A 4,435-nucleotide genomic window follows, 5' to 3' on the forward strand; every position below is an offset into this window, starting at 1 on the left:
GCCTTTGTCTAATTGCTAAAGCAATAAGACAAATTTGGCGGCTGACAACCACGCCCTCCATTCCGTCTGGAGTTGAGGTGGTGTACTTTAATTTTTATTAGAGCTTGAGGTAATTGTAGTGGGGCTAATCAACTTGATTTAAATTGTGGTAACAATTGAACAGTGAACCAAAATAAGCCTGTTTGACAAGTTTTCTGGGGTAAAACCAGAAATTGTCGAACAGGCTTAGTTAATTTCTACAAGCTGTTTTTTTAAATAGTGGTGCTGAGTTCAGTTAGTTTATCTAGGCAGGGGCCGAGCGATTGGATCTAACTTTGCTTGTATTGCCTTGATATCGATAAAATCTGAAGTGGACTGGCCTAGCTCAAAACGCAGTGGAGGCCGCCGGAGTGTCAGCCGCCAAATTATCCTTGGCGCTTTAGCGCTTAGGATAAGGGTTGTATTTGAGATTGTTGCAAAGCAATAAGCTCAAATCAATCCCGGCCGCGTTCCACACTCCGCCGGCCGTAACGGAGTTGTCAGTTACTCTGCCCAAAACCAATTTAGGTTAAAATTCGGCTTCGCCGGGAGTTCGTGGATAAGGCACCACGTCGCGGATGTTGGTCATGCCAGTGAGAAACATGATCAGACGTTCAAAACCTAAGCCGAAACCGGAATGCACGGTTTCGCCATAACGCCGTAAATCCAAATACCATTGATATTCGGCAGCGTTTAGTTGCGCACTGGCGATTTTTTCGGCGAGGATATCTGGCCGTTCTTCACGCTGACTCCCACCAACGAGTTCACCAATGCCTGGCACTAGTAAATCAGCGGCGGCAACAGTTTTGCCATCGTCATTGCGCCGCATGTAAAAGGCCTTGATGGCTTCGGGATAGTCGGTGACAAAAGTCGGCCGCTGGAAAACTTGTTCGCAAAGATAGCGTTCATGCTCGCTTTGCAGGCCCATGCCCCATTTAACTGGGTAGGTGAAAGTTTGTGGCGCCGCCTGCAATAATGCAATCGCGCGATCATAACTAATGACTGCAAAGTCGCTGGTGGTGGTCGCTTTTAATTTGGCGATTAAGTCAGAATCAACGTTGTCGTTGAGGAAGGTCAATTCTTCTTGGCCTTTTAAAAAGACTTGGTTGATTACGTATTTGATCAATTGTTCTTCGACAGGCAACATGGCTGCTAAATCAACGAAAGCCATTTCCGGTTCGATCATCCAGAACTCGGCAGTGTGGCGGCCAGTGTGAGAATTTTCAGCGCGGAAAGCCGGGCCGAAAGTGTAAGTGTCACGAAAAGCCAAGGTAAATCCTTCATCAGGCAATTGGCCGCTAACGGTTAAATTGGTGGGCTTTTTAAAGAAATCTTGTTGGAAATCAACTTGCCCCTGGGCATCTTGGGGTAAATGATTTAAATCCAGTGCAGTGACTTTAAACATCTCGCCAGCGCCCTCACTATCGCTACTAGTAATAATTGGCGTGTTGACGTAAACGAAATGACGTTTTTGGAAAAATTCATGAACGGCCATGGCAGCTAAGGAACGAATTTTAAAAACAGCATAAAAGGTTGCCGTTCGTGGCCGTAAATGGGCTTGCGTCCGCAAAAACTCCAGACTATGTTGCTTCTTCTGCAAAGGATAATCAGCGGCAGACTGGCCAAGGATGTCGATTTGGTCAGCATGGATTTCCAAAGGTTGCTGCGCTTTCGGCGTTAGGGCGATTTGGCCAGTCACTTTGATGGTGGCGCTGAGATTTAATTTTGTCACGGCCTGATAATTTGGCAGTTTTTCACCTAAAACAATTTGAATGTTGCGCAAATCAGTGCCGTCATTTAATTCTAGAAAACTAAAATGAGCGCCGCGGCGAATAGTTTTGACCCAACCGGTTAAGAAAACCGGCTCATTACTAGCGACCACTTCTTGGTGTAATAAATCGCGTGCAAATACTTCTTTCATCACAATACCTCCATTTCGACAGACAATGAGATTGAGGATGTTTGCCAGTACCTGCGCGTTTGGGGCAATGTTTTCAGGGTAACAAAAAAATCTTCCGTCCCCAGACAAGGGACGAAAGATTCACTTTCGCGGTACCACCCACATTGTTAAATGTATAACCACTTTATTAGAGTACTAACATACTCCCCAATGGTAACGGATTGGCCACGTCGCACCCTACTTGAATGAACCCATTCTTTCAAGCCGAAACTAAGAAAGCGTTTTTCCAGAATCATCGTCTTGATTGGGCTTCCATCTACCCCAATTTGCTGTGCAGTCTGACGAAACGTACTCCTCTTTCTCATTGTTTTTAAACTGTCATATTTGATTGAAGTTAGCTTAACACTAAAGAATGGCGCTGGCAAGATAATTATTAAAATAATGTAATTAATTAGAAGATGCAGTGAATAGTAGATAATGAATGCGATGTATGCGCTTACCGTAGGGAGGATTAGTGATATAATGTGAGCTATATAACATCATTAGAAAATATAGATTTGGAGGATTTTATGATGAGTGAATCAATCAGTGAACGACGATTAAAAGATCAATCTGGTACGCCTTCCGCAAATGTATCTGACGTTTTTAAAATGTTAGAAAAAGCCCAGAATGTTTTTTTAGAGTTAACAGCGACGGATAAGAAAAAATATGAAGAATTAGCTACCCAATTTTTAAATGACAATCGAAGTTTAGATATTGAGGGTACTGAAGAATTACTAAATCAATTTAATGAAATTAATGAGCATAAGGTTGATTACAGCGTTCCATTACAGGATATACGAGCTGTTGATTTCCCACGATTAGGTCAAAATAATAAAATTGAATTTAAGTTTGATCTATTAACAGATGATCATACGGAAACACATGCAACAGCACTAACTATGTATGATGCTAGAAAACAATTTCTCACTAAAACTTTTAAGGCTAATACTTATTACGAAGAATTATTTAAGCGCGATGAGGTAGAATTTGCGCTGAATAATCTCAGACAATTGATTGAAAAATATCCTGATGAAAAGTATCGTTATAGGTTTGTGATTGATAATAAAGATGATGTTGAACAATATTATTTGAGAGCCGTGGTAGATGTCAGTCGTTATAAAACGTATGATAATGGTATGATTCTTTTTCTGGCTTTAATGGGAATGGAAGGATATCAGAATGATACGAAAAATAAATTTTATGTAGAGTCAGCCGTTTTGACGGATTCTAAAATTTCACTTGCATTTAAGTCCAAGAAGATTGTTAAATTAAAAAAAGGTGTTACTGTGCGTATTGGGGTTACCGTGCGGAATAGTGAAATTGCGGATGAAGCTGCAGAGTTTAGATTTATGTACTGGATTAGTTATAATGGAAAAACAATAACTTTGATAGATGAGCCTTTATTCAGAGTCAATCATGGATATAAAGTTGAAACAAATACACAGGGGCTAAAGCAACTTGGTAACATTTCTGAAAGAGAAAAACAGATTTTTCAGGCAATAGATGATGCTAGGGTATATGATCCAATGAAACCAGGTGCGATGGAAAAATTGTTTCAGTCATTGATTAATGCAAGACAGAAATTACCTGAAAATTATCGTAGTAAGGTAGAAGGGTTACATGGAAATACTGCGCGGAATACGTATTCATTACTTGAATTATTTGATAAATTTGAGGGATTTGCTACTGACTTGAAAAATGATGAGGTTTTATGGGATATTAGAGCACGGTTAAATAACTATATACTACACTAGCATTACTACTAGTGTAACAAAAGCCCACTAACGACAAATCGCTAGTGGGCTTTTTATATCACTAAGATTGAAATGGGAGAACTACTTCTTCAAATTCTTTTCGACGTAGTCCTTAACTTGTGCTTCAGTCATATCTAGGAATGGTTTCATAGTTTCCTCAGTCTTGATGGTGTCACGACCGTTGCTTTCCATGATGAAATCCCAGATTGCGTCGCGAACAACCGTCTTGTCGTCGCTCCATTCGAACACATCTGCCATAGGCAAATTCAATACTTCTGGTTCTGTTTCAATATTTTCAGCCATAATGAAAACCTCCTTGATTATTTAAACAAGTACATTATAAGTCATCTGCGCCTAAGTAGTATAGAAAAAGGCTCACGAATTTAGCAGACTCAGCAAAAGACTGCTAGCACGGCGTTTCGACGACTGCTAAAATAATAAACTTATTGTTTTGATTTGAAAATAATAGCAGTTTTGAAAGCGAATATGATTTAGGTCGTTCCTTAATGTAGAGCGGCAGGGGCACAGCGATTTAAAGGGCGTAGAACATGATGATCAACAAGTCTTCCTCAATCGGGAGAGGTGGTGGCGGCGTAATTTGAGGGGGCGTGGAACGCCATGGGCATTGATTTAAGCTTTTGTTACACAAAATCTTAAATACAAGCCTTATTCTAACCGCTAAAGCGGCAAGAATAATTTCATGGCTGACGCCAATTGCGCC

At 40.6% G+C, this 4,435-nt stretch carries 4 protein-coding genes; 1 reads left to right on the forward strand and 3 read right to left on the reverse strand.

The window, feature by feature from the left end; translation table 11 throughout:
• Positions 1-547 precede the first annotated feature (547 nt).
• The gene (gene asnS / locus EKM82_RS11080) at positions 548-1,939 is read right to left on the reverse strand and encodes an asparagine--tRNA ligase (RefSeq protein ID WP_125769455.1); all 1,392 of its coding nucleotides are present in this window, start codon (positions 1,937-1,939) and stop codon (positions 548-550) included.
• 551 nt (positions 1,940-2,490) lie between these two features.
• Between asnS and EKM82_RS11085 the strand changes: the two genes are divergently transcribed.
• Complete coding sequence (locus EKM82_RS11085) at positions 2,491-3,714, forward strand: hypothetical protein (protein ID WP_125769458.1); 1,224 nt, start codon at positions 2,491-2,493, stop codon at positions 3,712-3,714.
• A gap of 81 nt (positions 3,715-3,795) precedes the next feature.
• Here EKM82_RS11085 and EKM82_RS11090 read toward each other — a convergent pair whose 3' ends face one another.
• Positions 3,796-4,017 (reverse strand): P8 family protein, encoded by a 222-nt coding sequence (locus EKM82_RS11090; RefSeq protein ID WP_125647047.1) that lies wholly within the window; start codon positions 4,015-4,017, stop codon positions 3,796-3,798.
• 229 nt (positions 4,018-4,246) lie between these two features.
• A partial coding sequence (locus tag EKM82_RS11870; protein ID WP_225419733.1) for a hypothetical protein occupies positions 4,247-4,435 on the reverse strand: 189 nt, incomplete at its 5' end.

It is taken from the genome of Lapidilactobacillus wuchangensis (assembly GCF_003946645.1).
Classification (GTDB): domain Bacteria; phylum Bacillota; class Bacilli; order Lactobacillales; family Lactobacillaceae; genus Lapidilactobacillus; species Lapidilactobacillus wuchangensis.

Excerpts from the sequence above, each read along its gene's own strand:
- EKM82_RS11090 (WP_125647047.1), bottom strand. The coding sequence starts at position 4,017 with ATGGCTGAAAATATTGAAACAGAACCAGAAGTATTGAATTTGCCTATG.
- asnS (WP_125769455.1), bottom strand. The coding sequence starts at position 1,939 with ATGAAAGAAGTATTTGCACGCGATTTATTACACCAAGAAGTGGTCGCT.
- EKM82_RS11085 (WP_125769458.1), top strand. The coding sequence starts at position 2,491 with ATGAGTGAATCAATCAGTGAACGACGATTAAAAGATCAATCTGGTACG.